Origin of the sequence: Chitinophaga polysaccharea (assembly GCF_902150045.1) — a bacterium.
In the GTDB taxonomy this organism is placed as follows: Bacteria; Bacteroidota; Bacteroidia; order Chitinophagales; family Chitinophagaceae; genus Chitinophaga; species Chitinophaga polysaccharea_A.
Genome location: NZ_CABFVU010000003.1, coordinates 1,017,929 through 1,031,391, shown reverse-complemented (window position 1 = coordinate 1,031,391; position 13,463 = coordinate 1,017,929). Strand labels below are relative to the sequence as shown.

10 protein-coding genes are annotated in these 13,463 nt (G+C 48.3%); 3 read left to right on the top strand and 7 right to left on the bottom strand.

Features of this window, described 5'->3' with window-relative positions:
* Positions 1-3 precede the first annotated feature (3 nt).
* Genes FN124_RS24580 through FN124_RS24570 form a run of 3 tightly spaced genes read right to left on the bottom strand, consistent with a single transcriptional unit; the run spans position 4 to position 2,680 of the window.
* A complete protein-coding gene (locus FN124_RS24580; RefSeq protein ID WP_185937358.1) occupies positions 4-1,542 on the bottom strand; it encodes a S41 family peptidase in 1,539 nt (512 codons plus the stop codon).
* 28 nt (positions 1,543-1,570) lie between these two features.
* Positions 1,571-2,095, bottom strand: coding sequence for a hypothetical protein (locus FN124_RS24575; RefSeq protein ID WP_142687412.1), 525 nt, complete (start codon positions 2,093-2,095; stop codon positions 1,571-1,573).
* A 6-nt stretch (positions 2,096-2,101) separates the two neighbouring features.
* Positions 2,102-2,680, bottom strand: coding sequence for a peptidoglycan recognition protein family protein (locus FN124_RS24570; protein ID WP_142687411.1), 579 nt, complete (start codon positions 2,678-2,680; stop codon positions 2,102-2,104).
* A 364-nt stretch (positions 2,681-3,044) separates the two neighbouring features.
* Between FN124_RS24570 and FN124_RS24565 the strand changes: the two genes are divergently transcribed.
* The gene (locus FN124_RS24565) at positions 3,045-4,088 is read left to right on the top strand and encodes an SDR family oxidoreductase (RefSeq protein WP_142687410.1); all 1,044 of its coding nucleotides are present in this window, start codon (positions 3,045-3,047) and stop codon (positions 4,086-4,088) included.
* A gap of 46 nt (positions 4,089-4,134) precedes the next feature.
* Positions 4,135-4,941 carry a helix-turn-helix domain-containing protein gene (locus FN124_RS24560; RefSeq protein WP_142687409.1) on the top strand — a complete coding sequence of 269 codons (807 nt, stop codon included), beginning with the start codon at positions 4,135-4,137 and terminating at the stop codon, positions 4,939-4,941.
* Between the two features lie 124 nt (positions 4,942-5,065).
* On the opposite strand, the gene FN124_RS24555 is transcribed toward FN124_RS24560, so the two are convergent.
* Positions 5,066-5,845: a hypothetical protein gene (locus FN124_RS24555; RefSeq protein ID WP_142687408.1), complete on the bottom strand. Its 780-nt coding sequence runs from the start codon at positions 5,843-5,845 to the stop codon at positions 5,066-5,068.
* Between the two features lie 333 nt (positions 5,846-6,178).
* Positions 6,179-7,396, bottom strand: a complete 1,218-nt coding sequence (locus FN124_RS24550) for a Gfo/Idh/MocA family protein (RefSeq protein ID WP_142687407.1) — start codon at positions 7,394-7,396, stop codon at positions 6,179-6,181.
* A gap of 156 nt (positions 7,397-7,552) precedes the next feature.
* Between FN124_RS24550 and FN124_RS24545 the strand changes: the two genes are divergently transcribed.
* Complete coding sequence (locus tag FN124_RS24545; RefSeq protein WP_221887892.1) at positions 7,553-8,320, top strand: rhamnogalacturonan acetylesterase; 768 nt, start codon at positions 7,553-7,555, stop codon at positions 8,318-8,320.
* 50 nt (positions 8,321-8,370) lie between these two features.
* On the opposite strand, the gene FN124_RS24540 is transcribed toward FN124_RS24545, so the two are convergent.
* Together FN124_RS24540 and FN124_RS24535 are read right to left on the bottom strand one after the other, a co-directional pair.
* Positions 8,371-10,155 (bottom strand): RagB/SusD family nutrient uptake outer membrane protein, encoded by a 1,785-nt coding sequence (locus FN124_RS24540; protein ID WP_221887891.1) that lies wholly within the window; start codon positions 10,153-10,155, stop codon positions 8,371-8,373.
* Between the two features lie 14 nt (positions 10,156-10,169).
* On the bottom strand, positions 10,170-13,430 hold the full coding sequence (locus tag FN124_RS24535; RefSeq protein WP_185937357.1) for a SusC/RagA family TonB-linked outer membrane protein: 3,261 nt from the start codon (positions 13,428-13,430) through the stop codon (positions 10,170-10,172).
* Between the last annotated feature and the right edge of the window lie 33 nt (positions 13,431-13,463).

Here is a 13,463-nt window from a genome sequence, read left to right as displayed (position 1 = left end):
GTACTACCCGCCGATCAGCCGGAGCACATATTCCATTTGCGTGTCTTTTTGCTGCATAAAATCGTTGAACGTAGGCCAAACCGTATGATCCGGGATGATGCCCCTGCCTTCCGGCTGATCCGGTTTTACGGGCGCATCCTGGTTTACATACACAATAGAGAATTTCGTTTTTATTTTTGAGTGGGGCAGCTCATATATTAAAGCCATATGCCCGTTGTGCCCGTAATATCCTCCAACGGTTTCCACTCCCACAATGGTAACATTGTGGGCGTAGGCCTTTACCAGGGAAGCCAGGTGGGAGGCGGCAGATGCCACGTTTTCATCGATGAGCAGGTACAGTTTCCCTTTATATCCCGGTTGCTTCGGATAGTATACCGGGTTATAAAACGGGTTCTGTAAATTCCTTCCATTATGCAATGCAGGGAAATGGTCCTCCAGCATTTTCTTTCCTTCGGCTTTGGATGCTGAATCCATCCTTACTGCGGTAGATATGCCCCAGAAATACTGTTCATACGGAACCCCGTTATCAAAGATGCTGTATGCCAGTGTATTTTCCTTAAAGCTGGAATCTGTGAGGTACATCATAGGTTGTTCAAAAGTAGGGTCGCTGCCACCGGGATTGCTACGGATGTCCAGGATCAGGTTGGGTACATTATTATGGCTGAGGGCCTGGAATACGCTGTCAATAAACGCTACATATACCGCAAAGGCGGGGTCATCTGCCCCGGTGGCCATGGTGAATATCCGGAGATTTAATAAGCCGGTGGAGGGATTCAGCATTCTGAAACTGTATTTGGGCTGCAGCTTGTAATCGATCACACTGTCGACCGGCGCGCTATAGCGCTGTTTCAAATTAGCTTTTTGCTCTTCCAGCGATACTGCCGGTACGGTCACTGTTTGTGGAACAGTAGTGCCAGGAGGAATGAAGCGGATGGCAAAACTGTCTTTAATGCCATATTCATACAGGTAACGTAGCCCATAACTTCCATTTACGCTGTTTGAGAGTTTCTGTGTTTGTATAAAACCATCTGTTGTGATGTATTTGTAAAAAGACGTCATCAGCTCCTTTTGGGAAACGCCATTGATCCCCAATACCTGCGACCCTACGGGAATTGGTGCAGACGGGCTATTGAAAATGATATTACCTTCTATGTACTTTAAGGCATAGGGAAAGAAACCGCGTTGCCGGTTTAAATAGCCAACAAGACCGGCTTCCGGTTCTGTATAGTTATGACAGCTTCCTTCAAAATCGGTTAGCTGTAAAATGATCTTATAAAAGGAGATGGCAGACATAGGCCGGCGTATCTCTTTAAAGGCCCATTGGTAAATGCTGTCGATCTGCTTTGGACTTCTGTAACGATACAGGCCCGAGTTGGCTTTTTTACGGATATCGAGGAACAACTGCAGGTCCTGTTTCATTTCATGCGGACGGAGCTGCGGGTTGTATACAGACAGGCTATCGGCAGAGGGCCGGGATGTACGGGTTACCGGCTGCGCCCATCCCTGGTGCACCAGTAGCAGCAAAAACAGTACTTTCTTCATTAGGTTTTTCATGTGTCAAGGTACGAATCTACAAAAACCGGTTCATGAAATGAATTTTTGCAGCCACCAGTTCCTGGCTTCTTCTTAACCGGGCATCAAATGAATCGGCTTGCACTCTTACCACTTTAAGATAATCCTTCCAGCAATCTCTCAGTTTTTTGGACGGTGTAACGCTGGCAAAGAATTCTGCCAGCAACAGCCTGTTCCTGGGATTCTCCGCATATACCACGTTTTCGGAGGCGTATTTGTTGTATGATTCCAGTTCGGCGATCCCTTGTTCCCGGTCCCTGAAGCCCCAGTTAATAATATAAGTGATAACGGTAAGGCCTACTGTTCCGATCAGCCATTTGAAAAGATCAATTTTTACCTTGTATCTCTCAAATGCCTCTGAAAAAGTGGCGTAGGTGTACTGCTGGTTTTCCGGAATTTTAAACAGTTGCTCTAAGTTACCAGCTTGCACATTACTGGTACTCGGGTATGTGGAAGATTGGAGGTTGTGCTCAAGTTCTTCCTGCGACAGGTCGTCGGGGGAATCGTGTTTAGGTACGGGCATATGTATTTATTTAAAGAGGGGTAGAAAATTATCGTTATAGGCTTTTACGGTATTGCCGCCGAAGAAGTTGGTACCGGGGCACGTTTTGATACTGTCTGATTCGTCGGTTATCTTTCTTTTTCCGGTTTCCAGGTCGAACCAGTGGTGATATACCAGGGTTTGGCTGTTGGGGGTGATATTGAATTTCTTCAGCAGTAAACCGGTTAATGCAACAATGGTACTTTTTTGTTGTTGGTTCATCACGTCCCGTCCTATATCAAAGTCGCCGATGTTCTCTATGCAGATACCTCCTTTATTGGCTAAATGTATACCGGCAGGCTGCTTGTTCAGGTGCCGGCAGATCATGATCTTTCCATCGGGGAAGGTAGTCAGGTTCTGCGCAATTTCGTCAAAGCCCCTTTTAATGTGACCTTGCTCCATACTGTCGCACAATTTAAAATGATTGTTGCCATCAAAATGTTTGTAAGAAGGGATCCAGGTGTGGTGCTGTTGGACATGGGTGATAACTCTGCCAGGTTGGAAAAGGGACAACCATTTCTGGAATTCATCTACGTCCAGCAACAGGAATTTGCCTACTTGTTTCATAGTTTGTTTAATTAGGATGAGGGATCAATTGACATTCAGGGGCCAAAATGCCAGCGGCAGTTTTTGGGGAGCGCTTTCTTTTGGCTATTAATAGTTTTTATCGGGTTAATAGGGAGGTGTTAGATAAAGCTAGGTATAACTGCTTTAGAAAAAAATACCTGGTAGTGAGTATTTTTTTGGGTGATGATGAAAACAATTGCGTTGCCAGGATGGGGCGAGGCAAAGAACAGCCTTGCTTACTCCCAGCTCAATAAGGTCAGTGGTGCATTATAGAATGGCCCTTTAAACAATATTAAATTGGTCTTTTAAACAAAACGGCATAGCAGTATTCCATTGATCTTTGTTGCATCAAATTATTTATCAGATGGCAACAAATTCAAATAGTAGTAAAATGGTGCTCGTAACGGGCGGTTCAGGCTTTATTGCCGTACATTGTATATTGCAACTGCTGAATGCAGGTTTCCTGGTGAGGGCCACCGTAAGGTCGTTGAAACGGGAGTCTGAAGTACGCGATATGTTGAGGCAGGGAGGTGTTGAAGCCGGCGACCGGCTATCATTTATAGCGGCCGAATTAGGCGCAGATACCAATTGGAAGGAAGCCGCAAGCGGCTGCACCTATGTTTTACATGTAGCATCGCCAACTCCCCTGAATGAGTATAAGCACGAAGATGAAATGATCATACCGGCCCGTGAAGGCGTATTGCGTGTATTGCGCGCCTCGCGCGATGCGGGTGTAAAGCGTGTGGTGCTTACTTCTGCTATCGGCGCGGTTGTTTGCGGGCATAAACCACAAACAAACCCTTTTACAGAAAAAGACTGGACAGTGATAGGTGATAAAGTACCGGCTTACCAGAAATCAAAAACGCTGGCAGAGCGGGCTGCCTGGGATTTTATCGGGAAAGAAGGCGGAGGGCTGGAGCTTTCAGTGGTTAACCCTGTTGGTGTTTTAGGGCCTGTGTTGGGTACCGACTATTCTCATTCCATCTATTTTATTCAAAGACTGCTGGAAGGAAAAATTTCCGGTTGCCCGAAGATAAATTCTTCGTATGTAGATGTACGTGATGTGGCCGATCTTCATTTGCGGGCGATGCTCGATCCTGCTGCCGGGGGCCAACGTTTTATTGCCACCGCAGGTGAAAGCATCTGGCTGGTGGAACTGGCAAAAATACTTAAGGAAAATGTGCAGGAATTTGCAGATAGGATACCGGTTAAGGAGGTACCTAATATAGTCATGCGGATTGCAGGTTTAAAAGATCCGAAGATCAAAGCGATTCTTCCACTTTTGGGTATTGTGCTGAACACCAGCAATGAAAAGGCCGTGCGTCTGTTAGGGTGGTCGCCACGCTCTACGGGAGAGGCTATACTGGCTACCGCCGAAAGCCTTATCCGTTTGAAGATCATTAAGTAAATTTGGGGCGGTCATCTTCAGGGTAAATTTCAATAAATTAAGTAAGATGGAAGCATTAACCATAACCAGTGTGCCTGAAATATTTATATCCTGCAAAAAGGAAGTGCATTATAGCCGTGAATTGATCCTGCCGCAGCCCGCACTGGTAAGGGTAATGTCGGGGGAAGTAAGGGTTGCGGCGGCCGACCGGCAATATAACTTTTACGAGGGAGACACTGTGTTATTCCCCCGGAACCAGTTAGGGAGAATGAGCAAACTGCCTTTGGATGGCAAGCCTTGTATCGCGGTGTCCATTGTTTTCAGGCGGGATGTATTGCACCGGTTTTATACGGCTAACCCGGTTGAATCGCCGGTTTTTCAAACAGCGGGTTTAATGGAATTTGGGGAGCACCCCTTGCTCGAAAGCCTCTTTAATTCACTCACGCCTTATTTTAAACTGGCGGATGCGCTGCCACCCGATCTTGCGGCGTTTAAGATGGAAGAAGCGATAAGGGTGCTGCGTGCCATTAATAAAAACGTGGATCAATTGCTGGGATGGTTTGAGGAGCCAGGGAAGATAGACCTGATGGATTTTATGGAAAGGAATTTTATGTTTAACCTGCCTGCGGCCCGGTTTGGTTACCTAACGGGGAGAAGCCTTACTACGTTTAAACGGGATTTTAAAAAGGCGTTTAACAACACCCCTGAAAAATGGCTTACAAAAAAGCGCCTGGAACTGGCACATTACCTGATATCAGAACAAAAGAGAAGGCCTTCGGATGTTTATTTTGAAGTGGGCTTTGAGAATTTATCCCATTTTTCTTTTGCTTTTAAGAAACAGTTCGGGTATAATCCTACCGCTACTCCTGTATAATTCAGCCGTTATGCAGCGGTTGCTGTAATACGCACTTTGGAAGAAGGGAGGTGTTGATGCAGTGAAGGGGTCCCGCTGATCTGAAGATAAAAAAACCGGGATCTTTTTGATCCCGGTTCAAACATCAGGGGGCCGGAGGCGGAGGCGCCGGCATGCCTGAAATGGCCACCAGGGCCAGGGCGTTGTAAGCGCCGTTTTTGAGGCTATACGAAACGCCATTCACCTTCTGGAAGAACTCAATGCCCATTGCAAGGAACAGTGGCCTGGTACTGTTGGCTGTTAGGTTAACAGACAGGTTCATCACTTCAGTGGGAGTAGCGCTGATCGCTGTTTCGGCACCGGCTGCCGTTGCATTCACGATCGTTTCCGCTTCGAAATCTATCTCAGCGCCGGCAATCGTGATTTGAAAATGCGTGGCGCCGGCGGGGCTGGCCAGCAGGTTCACCGGTACAAAGGCCGGCATATCCACTTTAAGCACGCCTGTACCACGATCTATACTGGCTGCGAAAGGCGCATACAGCGTGCCGCCCAGTCGCCCGTTGGCATTGAACTCAAAGCCATTCAGCAGCTCCACTTCTCCGTCGATTACATTGCGTTGGCCTCTTGCATTGGTGGCATCTGCCTGAATCTCCCTGAGCATTTGGGAGGAGAGGCGCGATGTTACCTGGCTGTCGCCGATGTTTGAAAGCAGTGCGCGGAACGCGGTGCGGAGCAATTTGCCGGCTTTACCCGCGCGGCCAAACTCTGATCCGTTTTCACGGGTACGCACAAACGCGGGGTCTGTGGCCAGGCGTCTGGCATCAACCCCGCCTTTTGCACGGGCCATTGTACCGTCTTTTGATTTGTAAAAGGTAATATTACCTATCGTACCTTTCAGGGAAATGATTCCAGTTTGTTTTGCCATTTTAAAACATTTTTAGATTAACAATGGGGCTGTTTATATAGCCTTGCCCGTTAGGCTTACATCTGCGCAGGATGTTGTGTTTTTGGATTAATCATGTCAAACCTAAGCTGGCATCTCCATCAAAAAAAAATTCCCTTCCGGTTATACCGGATTGATATGAATTAGTATCTGAATTGTGCTGGTGAGGGGTATAATGCAGTTGATCCTGGCAGTATATTACCAGGATCAATTTTCCGGGATCACAGGCAGATGCCTGAACAGATGTGGGGGCTTACAGGGATTTAGGGTTATTGAAAATTAACCGTTATGCATAAAGAGGGAAGGTATCCCAGATCATACATCATACTCAGGTTTCCAGTACTGGCAAGCGCCGGTTTCAATGGCATGATTCGCCATATGTACGGCAACAGCGGCGTCTTTCCCGCTTTCTACACCGGATACCGGCTTTTTGTTGTTCCTGATGCAGGCGGCGAAATCGAGTAATGCAGAAGTGGTTGGCTCTGGTACCGGCTCGCCTGCTTTTCCGAAAGTAAGCGGCATACCCTGGCCGGGAGGGCCGTCTGTCCTGGTGGCGCCGGTTACGCCATCTACGGTATCCAGTACTTTTTTTACGTCTTCGCTGTAAAGAAATGCTTTGTCGCGCTGTATTTCAAGTGTGCCGCGGTTTCCCAGTACCCTGATGGAATATCCCTTATACGCATTGCTGAGGATAGAGGACACGCCTGATTTTACACCGCCGGGATATTCAAATACAGTGCGCACATTGTCCCAGGTTTCCCGCCCGTCTTTCCAGTAGTCGATACCGCCCATGCCTACTACGCGGAGCGGGTGGCTGTTGAGGATATAATTGACTATATCGATCTGGTGCCCGCATAGTTCGGCTACCAGGCCGCCGGAGTATTCGCGGTACATGCGCCAGTTGATAAGGCGCTCCATGGCCGGGTCGGGCACGGGGTTTCTCCAGTCGGAATTGCGATGGTACTGGCACTCAAAATGAGTAACGGTGCCCAGCCAGTTTTGTGCGATTATTTCCTTCACGCGATGGTAGAGGGCATAGTACCTGTATTGATGCCCTACCTGGAATACCAGCCCGGATTTCCTCACCTGGGCCACCAGTTGCAACGCCTGTGGGATATCATAGGTCATGGTTTTTTCCACGTACACATGTTTACCGGCATCCAATGCGTCCTTTGCCATGGCATAGTGCAGGTAAAGCGGCGTAGCAATGATCACGGCTTCCACTTCTTTATTTTCGAGCAGCTTACGATAGTCGGTATAGGCTTTAGCTCCTTTTGCTGCCAGGGCCATACCATGTTGCAAATTTGCAGGGATGGTATCACAGCAGGCAATTATTTCAAGGGCCGGGTTTTTCTTCAGCAGCCTGGCTATGCCGCTGCCGCGGTTACCGGTGCCTATGAGGCCGGCCTTAACGGGAGCTGCGCCTGGTGCGCCCAATGCCCATGCCGGCAAAGTGGCCGCTGCTGCAATGCCTGTTAATGTTACGGCGCCGGAATACAAAAACTTTCTGCGGGAAAAATGATGATCTTGCATATTCCAAAATAGGTAATAAAAAGCAGCGGGGCAAGGTTTGCACAGCATAAATCTCCGGTAACGTTCTCGCTGTTTTAGCGTGTGCAAAAAGAAATCCATCAGGGCAATGAGTATATTTATTACCTGGATATTTTATCAACCGGAAATATTTTCTATATGCAGATGAATTTAAAAAAGAACATGCTGCCGGCGGCTTTGTGCCTGTTACTTTGCAGCTTTATTCCACAGCAAAAGAAGATCAATATTTTTTCCATTGGCGATTCCACGATGTGTGATTACGATGAAAAATACCTGAGCTCATTCGGGGGCAGCAGTCTTTATCCTATCCGCGGATGGATGCAGATGGCGCGCGAGTATTTTAACGGGCCTGTTATTATACATAATGCGGCCAGGAGTGGGAGAAGCTCTAAAAGCTACCGCAGTGAAGGGCACTGGCAAAAGGTGATCGACAGCGTACAGCAGGGTGATTATGTTTTTATCATGTTTGGTCCCAATGACCAGAAAAGCGATACCGCCAGGCATACGGACCCGCGTACTACCTACCGTCAGAACCTGATCGGCTACATTAACGAAACGAGGGCAAAAGGAGCGCATCCTGTATTATTCACTTCTATAGTAAGACGTAAATTCGGTACTAACGGGAAGCTGGAAGATACTTTGGGCGATTATATCCCGGTGGTGAGGGAACTGGCGGCTGAAATGAAGGTACCACTGGTAGATCTTTACAAAAAATCCGGGGAGCTTGTTGAAAGCTACGGACCGGAGGAATCCAAAAAATTGTTTGTTTATATCCGGCCGGGCGTATTTCCAAAGTTGCCTGAGGGGAAGCAGGATGATACGCACCTGAATGAGCGGGGAGCTACTGAAATAGCAGGGCTGGCAGTTAGTGAGCTGAAGGCGCTGGGATTACCTTTCTTTAAATAAAATATATGCAGTTGCCGGAGAACAATAACTCCGGCAACTGCATATGCTGATCAGTATCCATAATCCTGGGTGAGATTATGATTTGCTTCGATTGATGTTTGAGGTATTGGCAGCAGCTCATTGCGATCGGGCGTAAAAAGCTGCGCTACATTTGTGATCCATGACGCCGTGATGGAACTTACCCAGTTGGCCTTTGCATAACCGCCGGGAGGAGCTGCGGCAGGAGAGGGCTGGTAAAGGGAACCGCCCCATATGATGGTTTGTGATCCTGTTTTATAATAAACTACCTGCGGCAATGTATTGTATGGCGCCTGTTTGTTCATCATCTTTGTATAATTAGCTCTTGTTTCCAATATTTTCTGGTGGAGCAGGTTCCAGCGGATCAGGTCATATTTCCTGATCCCTTCTCCGCCAAATTCAAAAGAGCGCTCATTTACCAGGGCGTTAAAGAAAGCCTCTTTGGAGGCGGGCGTAGTGCCTATCTTATCTTCGTTGCCTTTGAACCCTCTTTTTCTTACTTCCTCATACGCGCTGATGGCGGCGGCTGTGGGGCCATTGTTCAGCTCATTTTCCGCTTCCGCAAACATCAGGAGGATATCAGAAAAACGCAGCACCGGCCAGTTGATGCCCAGTTGCTGCGAGGTGGTGGTGGGCGCCGGCGTGATCCAGTCGGCACGGAATTTTCCACTGGTCATATTCACCAGTGTTTGTACTGTTTTACTCTTGTCTGCATTATTGTAATAAGGAGCGGTGGTTACATCCCGGCGGGTATCCACTGAATCAAAGGAATAGAAATACGTGGGAATAACGCGTATGGAGCTGTTGCCCAGCTGGGCGGCATTACCGGGCACATAAAACCTGGGGCCATCGTAATAGCCGAGGTTGCCAGTGAGGCCTGCACCCATAGCTATTTCAAAGATCACTTCTCCAAAGGGGTCCTGCTTATAGGAATCAAGACCATCTTTAAATACCGCCTGGAAGCTGGGGTTGAGGGTATGTTTATCGCGGCGCTGCATGATATCATAGCATTCATCCCTGGCTATTTTGTAATAGTCGGAGTAGTTGCTGCTGCGTTCCATTTTCCTGGAAGCACGGCGCAGGGAATAGCCGCCCCTGAACAGGGCAATCCTTGCGCGTAGTCCTTTTACAGCGCCTTTGGTGATGCGTTCATCTGCTGTTACGCCGGGATCGCCGCGCCAGGGCACCAGGTCTTCCGCCGTTTTCAGGTCGCTCAGCAGGCGGTCGTAGATGCTGTCGCGGTCTGTTTTCGCAAGGAACAGGTCGGCCTGGTCAATGGATGGTATAAACGGCGCAGGCACATCTCCCCAATTCCTGATCAGTTCCAGGTAGTACTGTGCTCTCAGGGTAAGCGATTCTCCGTATAGGCGGCGCAGTTCAGCCTGTTCTGTAGCGGTACCTTTGCTGTATAGTTCCATGGCAGGAATGTTTTTGATACAGATATTAGCGCGCTCCACGCCAATATACAACTGCTGGAAAGGCCCTGCCAGTTGCGCATTGGTGGGCTGCAGGTTGTAGCGGGAGAGGTCCCTGGAGCTGTTGTCTGGCGCGGTGGTATTGGTAACGCCTATCATTTCATCTGTATCGTAAGGATACATCAGGCTAAGCCTGCTGCCGTAGGCCTGTGTGCCGGACAATGGTTCATATGCGCCAATCACGGCGCTGGTGGCATTAGGCACGCTTCCGAAAACATACTGCTCGTCAAACGCCGATGGAGGCGTTTTGTCGAGATATTTTCTACAGGCGGCGCTACCCATCAGTATCGGGACGAGCACTATCATCCAGGCGGTGTAATACAATTTTTCCCTTGCTGTCATGTTCTCCATAATCTTTATAATGTAAGGTTAATACCAAAAAAGAAAGAGCGGCTACGCGGATAGGCTGAGTAGTCCACACCAGGCGTAACAGGAGTGGCGCGGCGGGTATTCACCTCGGGGTCATATCCCGAATAACGGGTTAGTATGGCGAGGTTGTTGCCGGTAGCGTATATCCTTAAACTGCTGATCTTTATTTTACCAAGTTGTTTTGCGGGAAATGTATACCCGATGGTAACATTGTTCACGCGAAGGAAGGAGCCATCTTCCACCGCCCAGGAAGTGGGATAAAAAGCGCCAGCGCCGGAAATAGGCATCCATATTTTTGCGTGGCCGTTCAGCGCTGCCAGCTGTTCGGGGGGAGCTCCTGTTACCACTTGTTTACCGCCCACGGTAATTACCTGCTGCATTACTTTCCCGCCTGCATCTACCGTGCGCCAGCGGTCTTCCATAATAGCGAGCATATTGGTGTTGCGGGAATAAGCATTGGTAAATTCTATTTTGTTGGCATTCAGGATGCTGTTTCCTACCACGAAGTTCAGGAACACACTGAGGTCAAAATTTTTGTAAACAAATTGCTGGTTCAGTCCACCTGTATATTTAGGGTTCGCATTCCCGATAATGGTTTTATCGTTTTCATCGATGATGCCATCGCCGTTCAGATCCTTCAGTTTCATCCATCCGGGTTGTGCCACGCCTATTACGCCTGACACATCGGTTACGCCTTCTTTCAATGTATAGATCCTGGTGGAGGCGTCGTAGTTAAAGTCGTCCAGTTTGTAAAATCCATCATTCACAAACCCGTACATGGAGCCAACGGGTTCTCCTGTTCTTACAATATAATCTGCCGGCTGCCCGGAAATGCCAAAGCCTGAATTCCTGTAGAACTGTGTGAGGTAGCTGGAAAGCGCCTCTACCTTGTTCCTGTTGAATGCGATATTAAAAGTGGAGCTCCAGCTGAAGTTCTTCTTTTGAATGATGGTACCGCTCAGCTGCAGTTCCACTCCTTTATTGGAAGTGGTGCCTACATTCTGCAACTGCTCTGAGTAACCGGAGCTGGTGGGAATGCGTATAGGTATGAGGAGATCTTTTACCTTGTTAAAATATACATCTGCGGTCAGTTGCAGGCGGTTGCCGAAGAAGGCGGCGTCCAGGCCGGCATTACGGGAAATGGTGGTTTCCCATTTGAGGTCTTTGCTGGCAAGACTGCTTGCTACATACCCGGGTATGATCTGTTCATTCAGGGAATACTGGGCATTGGCGAAATAGGTATTCAGGTATAAATAGTCGGCAATACGGTTATTTCCAGCCAGCCCGTAACTGAGGCGGAGCTTCAGGTCGGATATGAATTGTACATCTTTCATAAAATCCTCCCCGGAAATCCTCCATGATAACGCTGCGGCAGGGAAGTATCCCCATCGCTTATCCGGGGCAAATTTGGAGGAGCCGTCTGCACGCAAACTGATACTCGCCAGGTATTTATCCTGGTAATCATAATTTACTTTTGTAAAGAAAGACAACAGGCTGCTTTCCGCGATAGTTGTTTTGGGGAACAGCGGCACTGTAGTGCCCAGGCTAAACTGGCCAAAGGCTTTTTCAGGCGTGATACCTGCCGGGAAATATCTCAGCTCATTATCCAGCATATTGCTGGAAGTATTATATATTTCATTTCCCAGCAGTACATTCACGTGATGATCTTTAGCGCCGCTGTTCCGGTAGGTGAGCACGTTTGAATTATTAAAGGAGCTGCGGTTAATAGTAATATTGCTGATGAGCGGAAGGTTGGCGCCGTTAAGCCTTGAATTGGAAGTAACGGAGCCATCGAATGCCTGTTGTTCCTGGTTGTTGCGGTCGAACCCTATAGTTGTTCTGAAAGAGAAGTACTTGTTAAAAGTATAGTTCAGGTAACCGCCTATGTTGAGGATCTTTGTATATTTTTTCCTGTATTGTGCATTGTTCAGGAGCACGGGGTTAATGATGCCCAAACCATTTCCTGCATTGGTGTCGTTGTAATAGTCCACATCATCCACCTCTTCCGCGTTGGTATCATCGAGGTTGAACGGGCGGTATTTGATGGTATGCCGTAGCCCGTTATAGGCGGAGGCGCCTTCGTTTGACGAGCCGGCGCCGCTGGAAGTTTCATCGCTGTACCTAACGTTAAAACCTATACGTAGTTTGCTGTTGGCCGTATGGTCAAATTTGAAATTGACCAGGTTCCTTTTCAGGTCTGAATTGATCATAATCCCTTCTTCCTGGTTATTGGTATAGCTGAGATTATATCTGGTGTTCTGTGTGCCTCCTGCAACACTTGCGTTATGTGTTTGCATCAGGGCATGGCGGCCAAATACATTATTTTGCCAGTCTATTTCCGGTGTGTTCCTGTATTTCTCCAGGTCGGAACCGTACATGTTATCAAAAGCGGTGCTGTCGGCCGTAAGGCCCCGGCTGCGCTCATACTGGTACAATACAAAATTGTAGGGGTCCATTACTTCCAGTTCCTTTGGCAGCATACGTACGCCCATCATGCCGTTATAGCTCACCACGGTTCTTCCTTCCTTCCCGGTTTTGGTAGTAATGATCACCACGCCGTTGGCGCCTCTTGCGCCATAGATGGCAGTAGCAGAGGCATCTTTCAGCACATCCACTGTTGCAATATCCTGTGGGGATATACCGGAAAACCCATCTTCCACTTGTACGCCGTCGATGATGTAGAGAGGGGAGTTATCCTGTGTTACAGAGCCGCCTCCTCTTATCCTGATATTGAAATCGGAGCCGGGCTTTCCTTCCGAGGAGGTGATCTGCACGCCTGCCAGCCGGCCGGTGAGCGCTTCCGCTGCGGAGTTAACGGGTATATCTTTCAGTTCTTTTGCATTGACGGAGGATACAGCGCCGGTGAGGTCTTTTCGTTTAACGGTGGCATAGCCCACTACCACCACATCGTTGATGTTCCTGATCTCGGTTTCAAGCACTGCGTTGATGGTAGTTCTGCCGTTTATGGGTATTTCCTTTGCAGCATGACCGGTATAGGAGAATACCAGTTTCTCCGCTGTGGCGGGGGCTTTCAGCCGGTATTGCCCTTTCTCGTCTGTGATGGCGGCAGCTTTACCGCCTTTTACCTTTACCGTTACGCCTATCAGCGCCACCTTATCTGCCGCCGATGTAACGGTTCCCGTTATTGTGATCTCCTGCGACTGGCCAAACAGCGCCGTCGTAAAACACAGCATTACACAGGCCAGTAAAATACCCGCCAGCGGTTGCATAAAATTCTGCTTATCCATCATAACAATCATTTGAAAATTAGTACCTGTTCC

What these genes read in the sequence shown, in the direction of transcription:
- FN124_RS24540 (WP_221887891.1), bottom strand. Translation starts at nt 10,155, where the DNA reads ATGACAGCAAGGGAAAAATTGTATTACACCGCCTGGATGATAGTGCTC.
- FN124_RS24535 (WP_185937357.1), bottom strand. Translation starts at nt 13,430, where the DNA reads ATGGATAAGCAGAATTTTATGCAACCGCTGGCGGGTATTTTACTGGCC.
- FN124_RS24545 (WP_221887892.1), top strand. Translation starts at nt 7,553, where the DNA reads ATGCAGATGAATTTAAAAAAGAACATGCTGCCGGCGGCTTTGTGCCTG.
- FN124_RS24550 (WP_142687407.1), bottom strand. Translation starts at nt 7,396, where the DNA reads ATGCAAGATCATCATTTTTCCCGCAGAAAGTTTTTGTATTCCGGCGCC.
- FN124_RS24555 (WP_142687408.1), bottom strand. Translation starts at nt 5,845, where the DNA reads ATGGCAAAACAAACTGGAATCATTTCCCTGAAAGGTACGATAGGTAAT.
- FN124_RS24565 (WP_142687410.1), top strand. Translation starts at nt 3,045, where the DNA reads ATGGCAACAAATTCAAATAGTAGTAAAATGGTGCTCGTAACGGGCGGT.
- FN124_RS24575 (WP_142687412.1), bottom strand. Translation starts at nt 2,095, where the DNA reads ATGCCCGTACCTAAACACGATTCCCCCGACGACCTGTCGCAGGAAGAA.
- FN124_RS24560 (WP_142687409.1), top strand. Translation starts at nt 4,135, where the DNA reads ATGGAAGCATTAACCATAACCAGTGTGCCTGAAATATTTATATCCTGC.
- FN124_RS24580 (WP_185937358.1), bottom strand. Translation starts at nt 1,542, where the DNA reads ATGAAGAAAGTACTGTTTTTGCTGCTACTGGTGCACCAGGGATGGGCG.
- FN124_RS24570 (WP_142687411.1), bottom strand. Translation starts at nt 2,680, where the DNA reads ATGAAACAAGTAGGCAAATTCCTGTTGCTGGACGTAGATGAATTCCAG.